Origin of the sequence: Bosea sp. Tri-49 (genome assembly GCF_003952665.1) — a bacterium.
Classification (GTDB): domain Bacteria; phylum Pseudomonadota; class Alphaproteobacteria; order Rhizobiales; family Beijerinckiaceae; genus Allobosea.
Genome location: NZ_CP017946.1, coordinates 3,795,142 through 3,811,523 on the forward strand (window position 1 = coordinate 3,795,142; position 16,382 = coordinate 3,811,523).

General features: G+C 63.3%; 9 protein-coding genes. 6 read left to right on the forward strand and 3 right to left on the reverse strand.

From position 1 onward, the window contains the following. Nucleotides 1-88: 88 nt before the first annotated feature. From BLM15_RS18390 to BLM15_RS18400, 3 genes are read right to left on the reverse strand one after another with little or no spacing between them, the layout of a single operon-like run. Nucleotides 89-2,293 (reverse strand): S8/S53 family peptidase, encoded by a 2,205-nt coding sequence (locus BLM15_RS18390; protein ID WP_126114108.1) that lies wholly within the window; start codon nt 2,291-2,293, stop codon nt 89-91. 53 nt (nt 2,294-2,346) lie between these two features. Next, a complete protein-coding gene (locus BLM15_RS18395; RefSeq protein WP_126114109.1) occupies nt 2,347-3,477 on the reverse strand; it encodes a phosphatase PAP2 family protein in 1,131 nt (376 codons plus the stop codon). 1 nt (nt 3,478) lies between these two features. Next, the gene (locus tag BLM15_RS18400) at nt 3,479-5,131 is read right to left on the reverse strand and encodes a hypothetical protein (protein ID WP_126114110.1); all 1,653 of its coding nucleotides are present in this window, start codon (nt 5,129-5,131) and stop codon (nt 3,479-3,481) included. A gap of 541 nt (nt 5,132-5,672) precedes the next feature. On the opposite strand from BLM15_RS18400, the gene BLM15_RS18405 reads away from it, so the two are divergent. The 6 genes from BLM15_RS18405 (at nt 5,673) to BLM15_RS18430 (ending at nt 15,875) form a co-directional block, all read left to right on the forward strand. Further along, nucleotides 5,673-7,688 (forward strand): lysozyme family protein, encoded by a 2,016-nt coding sequence (locus tag BLM15_RS18405; RefSeq protein WP_126114111.1) that lies wholly within the window; start codon nt 5,673-5,675, stop codon nt 7,686-7,688. A gap of 47 nt (nt 7,689-7,735) precedes the next feature. Then, the gene (locus tag BLM15_RS18410) at nt 7,736-9,808 is read left to right on the forward strand and encodes a hypothetical protein (RefSeq protein ID WP_126114112.1); all 2,073 of its coding nucleotides are present in this window, start codon (nt 7,736-7,738) and stop codon (nt 9,806-9,808) included. A 55-nt stretch (nt 9,809-9,863) separates the two neighbouring features. Then, complete coding sequence (locus tag BLM15_RS18415; protein ID WP_126114113.1) at nt 9,864-10,202, forward strand: hypothetical protein; 339 nt, start codon at nt 9,864-9,866, stop codon at nt 10,200-10,202. Continuing rightward, complete coding sequence (locus BLM15_RS18420) at nt 10,189-11,934, forward strand: trypsin-like serine peptidase (protein WP_164547566.1); 1,746 nt, start codon at nt 10,189-10,191, stop codon at nt 11,932-11,934. The genes BLM15_RS18415 and BLM15_RS18420 overlap by 14 nt, the downstream gene beginning before the upstream one ends. Continuing rightward, complete coding sequence (locus BLM15_RS18425; protein WP_126114115.1) at nt 11,931-14,603, forward strand: ATP-binding protein; 2,673 nt, start codon at nt 11,931-11,933, stop codon at nt 14,601-14,603. The genes BLM15_RS18420 and BLM15_RS18425 overlap by 4 nt, the downstream gene beginning before the upstream one ends. Nucleotides 14,604-14,774: 171 nt before the next feature. After that, entirely contained in the window at nt 14,775-15,875 is a 1,101-nt protein-coding gene (locus BLM15_RS18430; protein ID WP_164547567.1) for a S8 family serine peptidase, read from the forward strand. The last annotated feature ends 507 nt before the right edge of the window (nt 15,876-16,382 follow it).

Sequence of the window (16,382 nt, forward strand, 5' to 3'; positions counted from 1 at the left end):
CGGACCTCGCGCATCTGCCCGAAAGCGGGCACTCCCGGCGCTAAACTTGGCCTTCCCAATTTTCGCTGGCATCCAGACGGGCCCGTGATTAGCCGGGTGCTCCGGCGTCCAACACGCCCGCACCGATCCGTGCAAGCAGCGGATCGTTACCCGATTGCCGCAGCTGACCGGACTGCGCAGGCCGGGGCTTCAGGTCGAGTTTGGCTGTGATGCCCTGTTGCGGCGGAGTATCGCCGCTCTTGAGTGTGTTGTTGCGGCTCCCGCGCAGCAGGCACAGTGCGCGGGCACGTGCGACCTGCGGCGCCGCCGCACTCGTTCCCGAGAGCCGCGATACCGATCCGCTGCGGGTTCCTGCGGCCCTGACGCCGGGCAGAACCGGTGAGTGATCGGAGATGGCGGCGCAAGTCACCTGCTTGCTCGACGGTGAGTCCGGCTCACCGGCGGCGCTGTAAGGTGCCGGCAAATCCGGCCCACGGGCCGAATGTGCCACGACGCCCGCCACCACGATCACCTCGTCGCGGGTGGCGAGGCCATTCAGGCTGCCGAAGCGATGGGTGAATTTCGCGCCGCTGTCGTCCTGTTTCCAGCTGTCATCATCCGCGAACACCGGGTCTTCCGGATGGTCGAAATAGCTTTGCCGGCCGTGATGCAGCGGGTGGGCTAGATTGCGGTCGTGCTGAATGCGACACGAGATGATCTTGCCAAGCGTGCGCGCAGGGGTCGCGTCGATATCGATGCGCCATAGTCCGGCAGGTGCACCGCTCGGTGTCGTCCCAGTAGTCTCCGTAGGCGCCAGAATGACGGTGACGCGCCAGCGCGCCTCGCGAAACTTGTCGATGCTCACCTGGCCATAGGTTCGCCCATCGACTGTAAGCGGCCAGAGGGTCTGCGGCGGCGCCTGGGTCGCCATCGCCTCGACCATTTCGGAGCACCAGCGCAGGTTTCCCGGGCCGCTAATGCGCGGCGGCTCGGGCATTGCGCTGGGGGAGCCTTCCACCTCGGGCGGATACCAGATTTCAAGATAGTTGGCGGTCTGGTCGTTGGGCTGGATGCGCCAGGGAACAATGAAGCGGTCGCCCGTCTCCTTCTGCGCGCGAGCAGGTATCCTTGCATGCAGCGAGCTGAGAAACTGGTTGCCGGCAGGCATTACCAGCTCAGTCGGCGCTAGCTTGCTGCGCTCTTTAATGAGAGCGCTAATCGCGTCCGCGAGTCGGTCATTGCCATCGTGCGGGCCGCCAGTGAAGCCGAAACTGAAGTTGATCACCAGTGGCAGCGCCTTGACGTCGTAGGCTGTAGCGACCTTGTCAGCCCGGTCGAAGATGTAGTGGAAAGCGCTGAGGATATAGGCGTCTTTGCCGAAGCCGACGGTGTCCATCACGACCGGCGACGGTAGCTCGACGCCGAGCAGACGGATGCGGTCCAATTCGGCGGGCGTGGCCTCCTCGCCCCAGGACCCGGCGGCCAAGCTAAGCACGTGAGCGCCATGTGCGCTCAGGCCGATGACCGGTTGCGCCATGCCGTTGTGTCGGATCGAACCGGCCTCACGATAGAAGGCGTCCTCATCGTCCCCGTGATGCTTCAGAAGATCCGCGAGCGTCTCGCGCGTATGCTCGCGGCCGAAGAGGACGGTACGGTCTTCCTCCCGACTGGCGCTTTCGGCCGATTGCAGCCAGCAAAACTCCATGCGCGGGTCGTTCCTGGTGTCGCGCAGCGCCGGGTGGGCATAGGCGAGACCATCATCTATGACGGCCATGATCACCAGCGGCGCGCCCTCGGCGCCGTCGCGCGGGAGCTCCTTCTTGAGGCGGGCGTTCGGCTGCAATTTCGGCTCGGGTCGCGTCTCCGCCTCCGCGAAGGACCGGTCGAAGGTTTCCGGCGGCAGGGGCGTGTTGAGCCGGAAGCCATGATGCGGCCTAGGCGCGACCTCGACGAGAGGCGGGCTGGGATGGTTGGCGACGGCGAGCATGAGCATGCGCAGATCGGGGAGCGCGAGCGATCGTTCGATTCTGGCGACCGGTTCGAAGATGATTGGCAGGAAGGCGGTCCCGTCTGTCACTTCGGACGCAGCCGCATTTCGCCAGATGGTTGGGCGATGGGCGACACCCATCTCGGGGATCGCCAGCGGCCTCGCTTCCTTGAAAAGCTGGTGAGCCACCGGCAGCTCGGCGAGTGCACTGACAAACGAGGCTCCGGCCAGCTTTCCATGCGGCGCGGCATAGGACTGCCCCTCGTCGCCGAAGACCCATGCCTCGTAGGGCCCGTCCAGCCGGGCGAGCGTGTCGTTCGGCGCCATAGTGGCCTCCAGATGAACCTCGATTGTCGGGCCGCGTCCGCAGCTCCACAGGATCAGGTTGGAACAAACTCCGCCTTGACCTCGCTCCAGAGCCATCGAAAAACGGGGCTGACATCGACGGGGAAAGCGGCCCTGTTCACGGTCAGCCCCTCGGCGAGTGCTTTGGAATCGTCGAGGAAATGGGCCAGCAGGAAATCGCTTTTGGCCTTGGCGTCGTAATCATAGCGAACCGGCCCGGCCGATGGCTCGCCGCATTTCGCGAGGATGATCTGGCCGACCGCTACGCCCAGTGCGGCGCCGGCCCAGCTGTCGATGGGGTAGTGGACACCAGCGACAGTGCGATTGACGGCGATGCGCTCCGCCTGCTTGTGCAGCAAGGCGACGAGCTTGTCGCCGGCCGGGAAATGCTTGCGGCCGGCGTCGGACCTGACCAGCCCCGACAGGACGGTGGCCACGGCGAAGGCCTCGGTGGCATGCCCGCTCGGGAAGGAGCCATGATCCGGCGTTGGCAGCATCGGCAGGACGCGCGCTCCGATATCGCCCGGGCGGCGGCAGGCGAGATGGTGCTTCGCGATCATTCCGACATTGCCGGCGATGACGAGAGCGGTGTTCATCAGCTCCAGCGTCCTCCGGTTGCGCGCAGTCAGACCGATGATCGAGCCGAGATAGTCTGGCGGCAGGGCGACCTGGTTCAGAATCTCGGTCGCGCGTTCGGCGCGCTGATCCATATAGTTGCGCAGCTGCTCGAGCTGCGCGGCGAACACCGCCATGGCGGGGCGCTTTACGACGTAGAACGTTTTCGCCCCGGCGGCATCGCCCTCGCGCTTGCGATAGGACAACGCGACCTCGCCCGGGGACGCCGCCGAACCATAGGTTGCGTCCCAGTCCAGATCGCGCAGGAAATCGGTCAGGTAGAGCGAGGCGCGGACCCAGGGGAACCAGCGCCCCAGATTGCGCTCCGCCCCGGGCGCGAGGTGATGCGCGGGCTCCACCTTGACAAGATCGAGCGGATCGTCCGCATCTGCCGCGTGCCCGAACAGGATCTGGGCACTGACCATCAGGCCGATTGCCAGAGCAGGGTCCGCAGCCCCCGCTCCCGCGATGCCGCCTATGTTCCCCATATTGCCCATATTTCCCATGTTGCCGGCGGCAGCCATGTTGCCCATATTGCCGAGGATCGCCATGTCAGCCCCCTAGTGGTATTTGCGCAGCAATCAGAGCCCTCTCCATCTTTCGTCCCATTTCGGAATCGGCGGATGGATGAGTTCTCATGTATTCGGATACGGTGAAGCTCGGCTGTCGGCGCATGAGATCTTGCGCGGCCGTACGGAATGTCTCGGATTTTTGGGCGTAGTACGCGGCGAACAAGAGAATTCGAAGCGTCGAGAGATGGCGATTGTTCTTGCGAAGCGAACGCTCGGCCAGTTCCAAAGCGCGATCGTAGTCGCCGACCGAGAGATAGGCGCCGGCGGTATGGGCGTCGTAGTAGTAGCCGAACGGGTCGATCGGCGAGAGCGCCCGGGCCGTCTCCGAGGCCCGTACGGCCTGCTCGCCCTCGCTACGAAAAGTGTGCAAGGCACTCTTCAAGAGCCAGCACAGGGCCTCGTTCGGATTGACCGAGAGCGCGAGATCATAACGCTGTTCCGCGATGTCGAGGCGGCGGAACAGATTGCTGTGCGCAAAGCCGTCGATCGTCAGGCAGAAAGCGTTGTCGGGGCTGAGATCGAGCGCTCGGGCCGAATGATCGAGGGCGAGCTGCTTTTCGCGCGGCGTATCGCTGCTCCAGCCGTTGAAGACCCCGTGTATGTACCATTTGCTGAGCCAGGCATGGATCTCTGGCGTTCGCGGAGCACGCCGGAGCGCCTCCTCGATCAGCTCCCGCGCGCGGGCGAAATCGCGCAGCGTCGTACGATGCATCAGGCCGACGCCGGCGACGAGCAGGCGATGATCGGCGATTTCGGACGGGACATGTCCGACGCTGTGGCCGATGGCCTCGTCGGCGATGGCGGCCCCCACGGCCTTGACGACGGTGCCGATTCCGGCCGCCGACAGGCCGAGGAAATCCCGGGCCGCGTAGGCGATCTGACGCGTGAACAGGATGCGGCTCGAGCTGACATCGATGAAATCGAGGTCCAGCACCAGCTTCTCGTCGACCCGGCGCAGGCTCCCGGACAGGCAGAAATGCGCCTGCAGCACGGAAGCGACACCCGCGAGGTCGAAGCCGGTCTTGACGAACTGGCGGCTCGATAGATGCGAGATGACCGCCAACAGCGTCGAACGGCTGAGAGAGCGACAGACCTCCTCGGCCAGCCAATCGCCAAGGATTGTGTCATTCGGGTCAGAGCTGATCGCTCGGAACGGCAAGACTGCTACGACTGGGAGCGGAGCAGGCAGGATGCTGAGGCGGCGATGACCGAAGAGGCCTTCGAGCTGCGCTGCATTCTGGCGAATGCCGGCCAGCCATTGTGCGAAGCCGATCTCGCGAATGTCCAGCCCTTCGAGGAATTCGCCGATTCCGGGTGCCCCCAGGAAGGACACTGCGCTGAGGTCAAGCGTTACGTCTGAATTCGTGCTCGACAGAACCTTGCCGTAACTGTCTCCCATCACCTGCTTGATGTCGGCGAGCGCCCTGCGCAGACTTTGCCGCCCGGTATCGTAGCAAGCGACACCCCAGAGCGTTTCCTGCAGAAAACTGCGCGTCCGCCGGCCGAAAGGCGCGGTTACCAGCAAAGCGAACAGGGCGCGGTGCTTGGTGCCCGTAATCTCGAATCGATTAGCGCCCAGCCCTCGGACGGTGCACGCGCCAAACAGACTGATTTCTATGACCTTGCTGGACATAGTCAAACGTCGCCCATGATCCCCAGCGAAGACGTAACATCAAACGGCTTTCGACAGAAAGCGACTTCACACTTTCTTCACGCGTCATCGAATCCACCCACAGTTACATTGCGTCATGAGCGAAACGAGACGCAAGGTGGCGACATGGCGAGAGCTCCGACCCGCGCAGCCGATGTGCGCGATGTCGCAGATTTCCACCTGCGCTGGCAGGAGTTCCGAGCAACTGCAGCCCGTGTCGCGGGAAGAGCCGTGCTTACACCAGACGAGCGCTGGGTGATCGGTTGGCTGATCGCGCTGGCCGACAGGGTGGGAGAAAGCGATGTCGAACCTCGCGCGCCAAGCAATCTGCCATATAGTCAGATTGCAGACCCAGGCGATGCTTGAATTCGACGCACAGAATAGCCGCTTCCGGTAATGAACGATGTCTACCACACGACGAATATCATGAAAAAAGATCCATCACCTGAAAATACATCAGTTTTGCTTCGCGATATCGTATCGATCTGCTGAGGCTCAGCGCTTCAAACGGATGAGGGACAACATGTTGCTTTCTGAATATGGGAGCGCGCTCTCGTCGCGCCTTTTGTCGACCGTTACCGACATGGATGTTGACCAGGCTCGTCAGGAAAGCGAGCCGGCCGATTTCCAGCCTCAGTCCCAGGCAGCGCCGTCCATTCTGGAGACCACGCCGCTTTCTTCCGATTGGCGCGATCTGATCTCGCCTGTCGCCTACGAATTCATCGTACGCTGGGAAACCGGTGGGCCGGCATATTACAAGCAGGTCATCAAGGAGGCCCCGATTTGGCCGGGCTACGCTTCAGGCGTCACCATCGGGTGCGGCTACGATCTTGGCTACCATACTGCCTCGCAATTCGCCGCCGATTGGAGTTCGCGTCTCAAAGCGGCCGCCATCAGCCGGCTTTCGCCAGCGGTGGGCTTCAAGACGGTCCAGCCAAATCGGGACGCGAAGGTCGCCTGGGTCAAGGGATTCATCCCGCAAGTTGCCGACATCAAGATCAATTGGGATGTCGCGATCGAGCAGTTCGACACCTCCAAGATGCCAAAGCTCCTGCGCGATCTCTATGGTGCCCTCGACAGTCTCGACCGGCTGCACCCGCACTGCCGGGGCGCGTTGCTCAGCCTCGTCTTCAATCGCGGCGCCTCCTTTGCTGCTGCTGGCGAGCGCTATGCAGAAATGCGGGAGATCGCGCGCCTCATGCGGACGGGAGGCGACACCGAAATTAGGCAGATTCCGGCTCAGCTGCGCAGCATGAAGCGCATTTGGGGCGAGAACTCAAGCCTAGCCAAGCGACGTGAAGGCGAGGCCGAGCTGTTCGAGGCCGGTCTGGCCGAGAGCGGGACGGTCGGCATCATGGCCATGCTGGCGTCGCAGATGGAGGCGCCGGAGGCCGCTCCGCTCTCTCGCCTGCGCGAACTGCCGGAGAGTGAAACAGCTCCCGCCAGCGACGAGATCGCGGAGCCCGATGAGGAGGGCCTTCTGGAGATCGAGGCGCTGGCCGTGCCCGGCGTCTCGCCGGATTCGGTCAAATGGAACCCCGACGACAGCCGCCAGCCGGATTACGCTCATCTTGACGGCGCGCCGATCGGGCAAACATTCACACTTCGTCCCGGCGATCTCGAGCAGTTGATCACAATGAACGGCTTCCGTGTGCTCGGCGATCCGGCCGAGGCGCGGATCATCTTCATGCTGCGCGGCGCGCGCCTCGCCAATAGCGACAAAGCACTCGACCACGAGGCACTCCTGCTGACCGACCAGAGGCCGGACCATCGCAGTTTCCGTTGCGTGATCGGGGTCTACGATCGCGCACGCCAGCGGCTCTCAGCCTTCAAGGCCTCGACAGTGCCGAACGCGCACTACGTCTTCAAATGCTTCTCGCTGGCCAATCAACCTGCCAAATGGATCGGCAATATTCTTCCAACCGGCTGCTACACCTTTACCGTTGGCACACACAAGCGCGGACAGCCAGGCGAGATCCCGGAAGTCCTGCGTCTCTCGACCAGCGCGGCTGGCGCATCGACAGTGCTCGTCCTGCGTTCACTCAGCGATCTCATCTATGACACGATGGATCATTGGCAGACGACGGCGCCTGGGGACAATATCCACCCTGGACAAATGTCGAGCGGCTTTTCTTCCGCCGGCTGCCTCACGCTTCCAGGCTTCTGGCGAGCGGGCGTCCATAGCGGATTGTGGAAGGAGTTCCGCGACGCGATCGGCCTTGCTGCCGGAAACAATGACGGCAAACAGTACTCCGGCGTCCTGCTGACCGGAACAGACGCAGCGCTCGCGGCCAGCCTGCGCGAGCGCGCGGCGCCACAAGGCGACATCGAGGTGGCGCTGCGGCGTCTCCGCTATGGTTCGCGCGGCGAAGCCGTCGGCAAGCTCCAGGACGCCCTCGGACTCGACCGCGACACGGATCCGATGCTCGGGCCGATCACGCGCATGGCGCTCGTGCAGCGCCAACAGACCATGTTCGGCAAGGCGGACGGCATCCTCTCGCCGCAAAGCGCGACGGCGCTTGGACTGGACGTGTTCTGAAGCGCCCATTCGCCGGCGCATGCCCCTGTTTTCCGGAGAGCCGTGCGATGAAGAGCACAAGCCGACAAGACGTGAACCAGATCGGTCCGGCGTGGCGCCATGGTGAGCACAGGGTTGGGAGCAGGCGCCATCTGGCGGCGCTGATGCGCCGTCTGCTGGCCCCGGCGATCGCCCTGATCTCGATTACGGCCGCCTGGGCCGAGCCGGCCATCACGATCGTGACGGCCAATAATCGGAACGCCGAGGTCAGCCTCTCAACCGACGAAACCGAATTTCGCGGCGCGATCTTCATTCGCGCGACCAGCACCGAGCTGAAGAACGTCGAGGTCAAGGCGTCCGACCTGGTTTCGACTGCCGGCGCCAGGGCAGAGCTGAAGCCGATCTTGATCGCGCCCGCCGGCAGCCAGACCACGCTCGATAGCCGTCAGCCGGTCGAAATCGCCCTCTTCGCGAAGCTCGACCAGGCTGGCGACTATCGTGCCGAACTTTGGATCGATCACGGCGAGCAACAGAGGTCGACCATCGCCATCCCGATCGCCATACAGCGCAAGCCGAACGGTGCTGCGGAGATCACACTCGACACCAGCACGTATACGCGCGCCGATCTCGGTGACAGCCCGATCATCATGCGCGGCTGGCTTCGAAACGGCTCGACGCGGGCCTTGCCGCGGCCGGAAGCCGTGGTCGTCGACGTGCTCGAGAAGATCGGCGCGGCGAGCTACTCCCTGGGAGCGGCGATCGGTAAAGCTGCCATCGAATGCGAAGGTGGCATGTTGCAATGGTGGCGCGGTGGCGGCGAGGAGCGATTGCGGCATCTCAAGGAGGCGGCCCACGCCACCAAGCGCGCACAGGCTCTGATGCTCGAAGCGCGAGGCGATGCCAGGGCGAGCGCCGAGCAGGTCGTTGGTCACGGCAACGCCCTGCTGGGCGAGTTGCGCGACAGCGGGGCTCAAACCGAGACGCAGCCCGCGCGCGTCGCCGGGCTCCGGCAACAGGTCGACCTGCTGGAAATCTGGGGACGGTTGCATCGCGACTTCGATGAGCTCGACGAAGACGACAAAAGCTTTCTCGCCGCCAAGTATGACGAGGCCAAGCAGCTGTTCGAGCGCCCCTTTGCAGCCATCGACGCCACGCGCTCGGCCACGCTCGAAAGTTACGGCAAAGCTCTGCGCGCCTGCCAGGCCCTGGCGCCCATCCGCCTGGACGCGGTCCGCTTCCGCAACAGCTTCAGGGCGTTCGAGACCTGGCTCGGCGCCAAGGGCGAGAGAGCTGGGGTCGCCGACGAGCTGAGTGTTCTCGAGGCGCACCTCGCAGCGCTGAACAAGGCCTTGGAGGAACGCAACGCAACCGCGGCAAGCGCCTCGGTCCGCGGAGCAAAGGGTGCTTATCTAGCCCTCGCCGCCGCGCTCGCGGCTGTCCGGCTCTCGCAACCGGCGCCCTGGGGCGTAACGTCCGCCGAATGGCAGGCGCATGCCGACGACATGACGGAGGCATTCCGGGGGTGGCGAGCGGCCACACCGGCCGCTGACGAGGCTCTCCATCAGCTCCTCGGGCGGGATGCACGATGGCGGTCAGCCCGCCTCAGGCAGGCTGTCGAAAGTCGCAAGCAGGCAGCAGCCTCGCCGGAGCTCGAGGCACAATGGGGCGTGCTGCTGGGCTCGCTCGTTGAGCCCGAGCCGTCACTCACGGCTGAGGCGTTTGAACAATGGTTCGACGCTTATTGCCGCCGGCTGCAAACGGCCGCGAGCCTGGCAGCCCTGGCGGCCGGCGCGCCGGCGGTTGGCCCTGACGCCGTAGTACTGAACACGCCGGATGGTCCGCCGCCATTGGTCGATGCACGCGTATTCTCGCTGCCGTTCGACGTGTTCATTCGCCCACCGTTGGTCGCCGAGCCTTTGGAGTACGAGCGCATCTCCCGGCAGTTGGCCTGGGTCGTCTTTGGGCTGTCTATCGCGCTCACGGTGCTGGCGGGTGTCCAGGTGCTCTGGATCGACTCCTATGCCTGGGGCCGCCCGAGCGATCTCGTGACGGCGCTGCTGTTCGGGATCGGCGCCGGCCTCGGCAGCAATACCGTTCTGACCGAGCTGCTCAAGCGCAGCGGCACGTTTAAGTCCGGCTGAGACGCCTGTGTCCGCCCCTGCCGACGACGACCTATGGTCCATCCGAGACAAGCAGATGACCGACCTAGCAGACACGGACCGCAAGAACCGCGCGTTGATCGAGCGAGCGAGCCCCCGTCCTCCTGAGCGCCGGACCCGCCGTGAAGCGAAGCTGACAGCTGCTGACCTGTCCGTGCAGATCGCACTGGCCGAGACCGCCGCGCCAACCGCATACGCACCTCCCGACCTGGCACTGGAGGCAATCGTCAGCGAAGACGGGCCCCTCATCTTCGCCAAGCATGACAGGGTCGATCTCGAACAGCTGCCGGCACGCGGGCCGAAGGCGCAGGATCTCTTCGTCGAACTGAACGATGTCGGCCGCAACCTGCGGGAGATACCCCATGCCGGCGACTGACCTTCTGATCAGCTACGACCGGTCGCGGCGGGCTCATTTTTGCGTCTGCCGCATCGACATCGCCGACCACGGCGCCGGCACCGGCTTCCTCGTCGGCCCCAAGGCGGTCCTCACGAACCACCACGTCGTCAGCGGCCGGATTGCCGCGAACGGACAGCTTCGCCCAGACCACGACCTGGCCTGCCTTTTCGATTTCAACAGGATGCCCCAAGGTGGGGCGGGAGCGGGCGATAGGGTCGCCGTCATCGCGATTCGCGTCTTTAGCCGCACCAGCCAGGCCGAACTCGACAACGACTCGTCGGCCGACATTTCAGATGGCGAGCTCGACTACGCCCTGCTGGAACTCGCCGAGGACACAGGCGAGCAGCCCTCATCGTTCGACCAGCTGCCGCGCGGCTGGATCCCGCTGCCCGAGAAGGCCGTGCAGCTGCAGTACGGGCAAATGCTCAGAAGTGTCCAGCACCCGCAAGCAGCGGCGGCGGATATTGTCGAGCAGCCGAAGAGTTTCGAGCGCTTCCTGTCCGACGCGAAGACACGGATCATCTATCGGATCTCTTCGGCGCCTGGCTCGTCGGGCTCGCCCGTGTTCACCTCGCAATGGGACCTGGTGGCGCTCCATGTCTATGGCGATCCGCATTTTCGCCATCCGGCCGAGGCGGCGAAGCGAGCCGTCCCGATCGAGCGCATCCGCGCCGATATCGTCCGCCAGGGTGCCGCCGCACTTATTCCCGATTACGACATGGCAAACAGGCTGAAACCGGTTGTCAAACTCGCTCGGGGCATCGCCGAAGCCAAGACCGGACCCGGCACTTCCGAGCAGCAAAAGACGCTCAAAGCGATTCGCACCAAACTGAAGCTCATCTTTGCCGAGACGCAGACAATCCGAAGCTACAAGAACCTCCATGACTTTCTGCATCGGCTTCAGAAGCAGAGCATCAATCTACTCGATGACTATATCCGTGCCGGGAACTTCGGCAGGGCAGCCGAGATTGCCGGCGACATCCTCCTGGAATGCAAAGGTTTAGCCCGCGATATCAACCGCCTGCCAGCTGTTGGAATCAGCGACAAGAGCCGCAACAGCATCTGGTTCGCCGAACTGACCCAGGCGCTCCACGAAGCCGAACAATGGCATCAGGGCAATGCGCCCAACCCGCTAACCCTGACGAGGCTAATGCAGGCCGTCGTGCGGCGAGAGATGCCGTTACTCACCCGGGCGCTCGTCGATACGGTGAGGACGGGGACTCTCAGCGATCTCCCCGGATTGCTCAAGAAGCTCAGCCGCGCGGCGCGGGCGGGATCGCCAGAGGCGGCCTTGGCAGCCTCCCAAACTGCCAAGGCAATCTATGACGAACTGCTGTGCGTTGCCACCCAGCACGAGACCGCACAGGCTCTAGAAAGCCAGATCCATGTGGTCGACCGGGAGCTGCAGGCGGATCACGATTTTGTAATTGACGACATCCGGCAGAAATGGATCAGCATAGAAGAGGATATTGACCTTTTAGTAAAAGATGCCCTCAATATAACTGATATCGCAGAGCTTATTGTCTGGCGTAAAGAATTTAAAATAAACCTTTCAATCGGAGAAAGTAACAAGATAATTAACTCGTTCAGAGTTTTTAGGAGATCATATCAATCGCTATATTTCAGAATAGACGAGGAAATGCTCCTCCAATGCGATAGGACTGATCAGCTCGGCGAAATCATCCAAGATATTGCGAGCCATTTGCCATGACCCCTCTCCTTCCTGTTTCTGCCAATCCGATCCAATCGCTCAACGACATCCGCGAGCGCGGCAATGCGTTTCGCAAGGCTTGGAAGAACCGGCGGGGTGAACGTCGCAAAGGCAAATCCGCCGCGCCGGCCCTGATCAAGCAGCTCCAGCACTTCCTTGTCGACATCAAATCGTTCGGCAGGCGTCTGCCCAAGAAGAGCGAGCGCGAGAGCGCCCAAGCCGAGCTCGATTATTGGGCCACCGAGCTCTATCTCGACAAGGCGCTTCCTGAGGGGTTCAGCGACGATATCGGGCTTGATGCCTTCGCACCGGAGAGCCTGCCCGAGACCATCAAGATCTCGCCCTTCAAGGGTCTCGACAGTTTTTCCGAACAGGATGCTGCGGTTTTCGTCGGTCGGGAAAAAGCGACGGCCGAACTCTGCGCCAAGCTTCGAGATCCGGAGCTTCGCCTAGTTATTGTGGCCGCCCCCTCGGGCAGCGGCAAGTCCTCGCTCATCCGAGCCGGTGTAGTCCCGCAATTGACCAAGGAAAGGATGCTCGGTGCAAGCGGTACGCATGCCCACGTCATCATGAACGGACCCGGCCTCGCCCCCATCGAGGAACTGGTCGCGGCGGTCCTGGAGGGCGCCGAGCGCGCACCGGATTTCAAGGTCGCGGTCGATGCCCTGGAGAGCGATCCGAAAAGCTTGGCCTCCTTGCTGCAAGGGCGCTTCGGCGACAAGCCTGTCATCCTGATTCTGGATCAGTTCGAAGAGTTGTTCACGCTCGTGCAGTCCGGCGAGACGCGTGAGCATTTTGCCCGCGTCATCGCCAGCCTCGATCCACCGCACAAGCCCGTCATCGTGATCCGGGACGATTTCCTGTCGGATCTCAAGAAGTTGGAGCCGATCAAGGATTTCGTGGGGAAGACTGCGAACCGCTATGCCCTGCCCCCGCTCTCCTCCGAAGACCTCCGCAAGATCATCAGTGTGCCGGCCAGCGGCGTCGTCCGGTTCGAGGACGGCGTCGTCGAAAGCCTGATTGCCGAAATCGCCCATACGCCGAACCCGTTGCCTCTCCTGCAATTCGCCTTGAAACAGCTGGTCGAGCGCGCCCAGTCGGGCTGGATTCGACGGCGAGACGTCGAGGAGATCGGCGGCGTGCGCGGTGCCCTCGGCAAGAAGGCCGACGCCATCTACACGGCGCTGACGCCGGATGAACAGGAGATCGCCCGGGCGATCTTCATCCGGCTCGCGACGCCGGGAGGCGAGAATCAGTTCCTGCGTCGGCCGCAGACACGCAACTGGCTCGACAATGCCATTCGCACCGCGATCGGCCGGGGCGTCGAGCTGAAAGCCGAGCTTCTCGACCAGGTGCTCGGCAAGTTTCATGTGGCCGGGCTGCTGCGGCGCGATGAGGACGGCACCAGCAACAATGATGTCTGGTACGAGATCAGGCACGAGGCGCTGATCCGGCACTGGTCGACCCTGGACGGCTGGCTCAAAGGAGATCTCGAACAGTACCGCGGCGCCTGGCAGCTGCGCCAATGGGTTACCCTTTGGGAGAAGAGCAACCGTGACAAAGGCTATCTTCTTTCCGGGGATGCGCTCGAGACAGCGAATGTCATCGTCGCCGGATCGCGCGATCCCTCGAAAGCTGTCATCGCGTTCCTGGACGAGAGTAAGACTCAACAACGCTACCATCGTTGGGTCAGGCGAACTGGAATTGCTGCGGTCTTTTTTGTGACGTTTCTCGTGGTCTGGACATTCTGGTCTATGCTCGATGCGGAGCTTGCTCTGCAGACACAGCTAACCCAGATCCAGCAAATCGAGGGGCAAAGAGAAAAGCAGCGAGCCGCCGATCACCAACGCACGATCGACGAGTATGTAAACAAGGTAAACGTCGCGTTGGACGGGCTTCGCGCGAACAATGTCGAGCCCCTGCGTTCACTGCTGCGGCACTTCAAGGCGCCAGATGCCCTTGTCAATCGCGTCAGCCTCGCGACGGGCGCCGCGCCGGCAGCGGACACGATCACACCGTTGCGGCGCGAAGACATCTCCGAAACTGCGGTGTCCGCTCTGCCACCGCCGAGAACGAGCGTGAGCGGAACCACGACCTGCGAGGCCTATCTCTGGATCGGCGGCGACAAGAACTGGAAAGTGAGGCCGCCGCCTGACTCGAAGAACGTCAATGACGATCGCTTTGAGCTCACCATCCCGATCCGCCTCCGCTCGGACTTTCCGCTGACGAAGGGGGCCGACGACTACGTCATGCGGCCGGAGATCGGGGTGGCGCCGCGTGGCGCCATGATCACCGGCATCGGCGCCGCCAGAGGTTACGCGCGTCCGAGCGGCGAACAATGGTGGCTCAAGGCCAAGGTCGAGCGCAAATACTGCATCAACGTCTTCATCCAGTATGTCGGCCCGCAGGATCGCCTCAACGAGATCAAAGCGGTCGTCACCGATTTCGGTTTGCGCATTCTGCCCGAGGAAGAGGTTGCCTCGGCCAAGGGCCTCGCCGAGGTTCGCTATTTCAACCAGGACGATCGCGCCTTCGCCGAGGCAATCGCCGAGCAATGGAACCGTTCGCCGCGGCCACGCCAGATGAAGCCTGTCGCCCTGCTCAACTGGAAGAATCCCCCCCGCCCAGGCACGATCGAGGTCTGGATCGACCTCGATCAGCCGGGCTGACAGCGCGAGGACCCGACCATGGAAGATGAATACGTCGTCGTCAGGATCGAAGGCGTCCCGAAAACGGCACCGGCCCCAACCGGCCGCGGACTCCAGAGCCTGGGAAGCGCGCCGAGCGCCGAGGTCCTGGATTTCGATGCGCTGCAGGGCACGCCGAAGGCCACGGTCGAAGTGACCAAGCTGACCGAGAAGCAGCGGCGAGACGAGGCGCTTGACGCCAACAATCTCATCGCCCCGAACTTTCCTCTCGTCCATATCGGCGCTCCGGCGGCGGAGTCCGAACAGGGTGAGGACGACGTGGCTCGCCGCGAATTGCTCGCACCGGAGGGGGTGGCCTGGGGCATCGCGGAGATCGGCGCCGACAAAGCCACTGAAGACGGGCGCGACGCCCTTGTCGCCGTGCTCGACACTGGTATCAAGGACGACCACCCCGCCTTCCCCGCGGACCAGATCACGCTCGTCCAGAAAAACTTCACCAAGGGTGTGCCTCACGACGTGCTGGGCCATGGCACACACTGCGCCAGCACGATCTTCGGCCGCGACGCTGATGGGATCCGCATAGGCGTCGCCCGTGGCGTGCGGCACGCCCTGATCGGCAAGGTTTTCGACGATCATGGCGGGAGTTCGACGGCGATCCTGCTCAAATCCCTGCTCTGGTGCCACGAGCTGAAGGCCAATATCGTCTCGATGTCGCTCGGGCTCGATTTCGTCGCGATGCAGGCCAGGCTTCAAGCCAGCCGCCCACCCGCAGCCGCGACATCGCTCACTTTGCGCGCCTATCTCGACGTGGTCCGGCAATTTGAGGCGCAGCTTCGGTTGATGACGCTCGATATCGACGGCCCAGGGGCGCTCATCATAGCCGCATCCGGCAATGAAAGCCGTCGCGATTCCTATACGGTGAGCGCCACGATGCCAGCCGCGATGCCGGATGTCGTCTCTGTCGCCGCTCTGGGAGGACCGACGGCGGCGGAGCGCCGCAAGGTCGCATCGTTCTCCAACACCAACCCCGTGCTGTCCGCTCCGGGCTACGGCATCCTGGGCGCCGACCACCGCTCCAACGGGCTCGTCGCCAAAAATGGTACGAGTATGGCCTGCCCGCATGTGGCGGGGCTCGCTGCGCTACACTGGCAGGCAGAGCTCCGCGACAGCGGTGTGGCGTCTGCGCGTCAGACCCGCAGCAGACTGGAGCTGTCATGCAATCGGACAATCCCGGGCTACAATCGCGAGGACCATGGCCGGGGCCTGGCCCAAGCGCCGCCCTCGGCCCTATGAGGGCCGCGCGGAGGCCGGCAAAGGACCGGCGCTCGAAGCTTCAGCTGTCGCCCCATACCAACGATCGGCGGCATACAGTGGCGCTGAACCTCGGCACCCTTCTGCCGGAAAGCAGGCATTGCTGACATCAGGAGAGGACCGATCGGCTCCTTGGGCCGATGGCCGACCGGCATACCCGGAAGCAGACATTCTGGGCGTCAGCTAAGGGCCAACTCCGGTCTTGCTCATGCGGCGCTTTGAAGTTCGCATTCGGGCCGCGAGCTAAGGTCGTGTCTTGGCCCTTTCCCGACACTTGCAACGTCCGGTTTCGGGTAGCCTGACCGGCCATGAGTGGTGGCCGAAGTTGGCTCAGGCTTCACTCGGTTTCCGTCCATTCGGTCGTCATCGAAGTTTGCTCGAGAGAAGGTTGATTCTTCAGCTTTCTACCCCGCCAACGTTAGGAGGGCCGCGATGCCGCTGTGGCCGACAGACAGCATGACCAGCACAGCTGCGCTTACCAGAAACCCG

Excerpts from the sequence above, each read along its gene's own strand:
- BLM15_RS18390 (WP_126114108.1), bottom strand. The coding sequence starts at position 2,293 with ATGGCGCCGAACGACACGCTCGCCCGGCTGGACGGGCCCTACGAGGCA.
- BLM15_RS18395 (WP_126114109.1), bottom strand. The coding sequence starts at position 3,477 with ATGGCGATCCTCGGCAATATGGGCAACATGGCTGCCGCCGGCAACATG.
- BLM15_RS18400 (WP_126114110.1), bottom strand. The coding sequence starts at position 5,131 with ATGTCCAGCAAGGTCATAGAAATCAGTCTGTTTGGCGCGTGCACCGTC.
- BLM15_RS18405 (WP_126114111.1), top strand. The coding sequence starts at position 5,673 with ATGTTGCTTTCTGAATATGGGAGCGCGCTCTCGTCGCGCCTTTTGTCG.
- BLM15_RS18410 (WP_126114112.1), top strand. The coding sequence starts at position 7,736 with ATGAAGAGCACAAGCCGACAAGACGTGAACCAGATCGGTCCGGCGTGG.
- BLM15_RS18415 (WP_126114113.1), top strand. The coding sequence starts at position 9,864 with ATGACCGACCTAGCAGACACGGACCGCAAGAACCGCGCGTTGATCGAG.
- BLM15_RS18420 (WP_164547566.1), top strand. The coding sequence starts at position 10,189 with ATGCCGGCGACTGACCTTCTGATCAGCTACGACCGGTCGCGGCGGGCT.
- BLM15_RS18425 (WP_126114115.1), top strand. The coding sequence starts at position 11,931 with ATGACCCCTCTCCTTCCTGTTTCTGCCAATCCGATCCAATCGCTCAAC.